General features: G+C 40.3%; 1 protein-coding gene. It reads right to left on the bottom strand.

Features of this window, described 5'->3' with window-relative positions:
• On the bottom strand, window positions 1-888 hold an 888-nt coding region (locus tag ACOVO2_RS00110; protein WP_421768019.1), incomplete at its 3' end, for a formate dehydrogenase accessory sulfurtransferase FdhD.
• Window positions 889-1,196: the final 308 nt, after the last annotated feature.

The following is a 1,196-nucleotide window of genomic DNA, read 5'->3' as shown; positions in this document are numbered from 1 at the left end:
TTCATGAGCATAAACATTAAATCCATCATTTCTCAAAAATCCAATCAGTGTAATACCAAAATCTCGTGCCGTTTCGATGGCTAAACTTGATGGGGCCCCTACACACGCAACAATCGGAATTTGTGCAGCGGCCGCCTTTTGTATGATTTCAAAGCTTGCCCTGCTGCTCATAACCAAAATAGTATCCTTCAAGGGTAAAAGATTAGCTTGAAACGCTGCACCAATGACTTTATCAAGTGCATTATGGCGACCGATGTCTTCACGGCAACGCCCCCCCGCCCCTAAAGGGGAGCTTGCATAATCAGCAATCTTTTCTTTACTTCCCTTTAGGGCAGTCTGATGGGTCGGCTGAGGGTGTATAATTAATGCCGCATGAAGCCCGCCTGTGTGCTTGAAAAATACTTGTTTATCTTTTAGAATTTGAAGTAACGACTGAATGTACATGGCTGAAACTTTAAAATCATCACTCGACAATATCTTACAATGCTGCTGGATACTCTCAATCGATGCTTTGCCACAGACTCCACAACTCGAAGTTGCGTAAAAATTCCGTTCAACTTTACTTAAATCTACTTCAATACTTGGCTTTAACTCAACCCTTACGATGTTCTCTTGTGCTTGTCGGCCCGCATCTACGCAGTATCGAATACTCAAAATATCATCAAATTTAGTAATGATTCCCTCTGTAAATAAAAAACCTAATGCCAGTTCAAAATCGTGGCCAGTGGGCGTTCGCATCGTAACAGAAATGCTTTTTTGTTGCCTATTTTCCATTTCTCCAAACCCCAAACGAATTTCCAGTGGTTCTTCCCAAGCCACTAAATCGGGTATTTTTTCTACGCTTTTCGCCCCAATTTTCTTTATTTCAAAAGATTTTATTCCGTACATTTGTTTGTAGGTTTTGTTGATTCGACCAAATTAGTAAAACTTCTTTGATTGATAGTTGTTTGTTCATTAAAATGCAATTACGCTATCTTTGACAAGTTAGAAACTTGTCCTACAATTTATTCATCAATAACAAATACGGTCAGGCGTGCCGTCGGACCAACCTAAAAAACTATGAAAAAAATTCTTATTTCTCTCTTGTTCCCCAGTTTAGCAATGGCTCAGTACAATTATCCAGTAACCAAAAAAATCGACCACACCGACACTTATCATGGCACGACAGTTGCCGACCCGTACCGTTGGCTCGAAGA

It is taken from the genome of Emticicia sp., assembly GCF_049241225.1.
Lineage (GTDB): Bacteria > Bacteroidota > Bacteroidia > Cytophagales > Spirosomataceae > Emticicia.
This window is presented reverse-complemented; position numbering and strand designations above follow the sequence as displayed.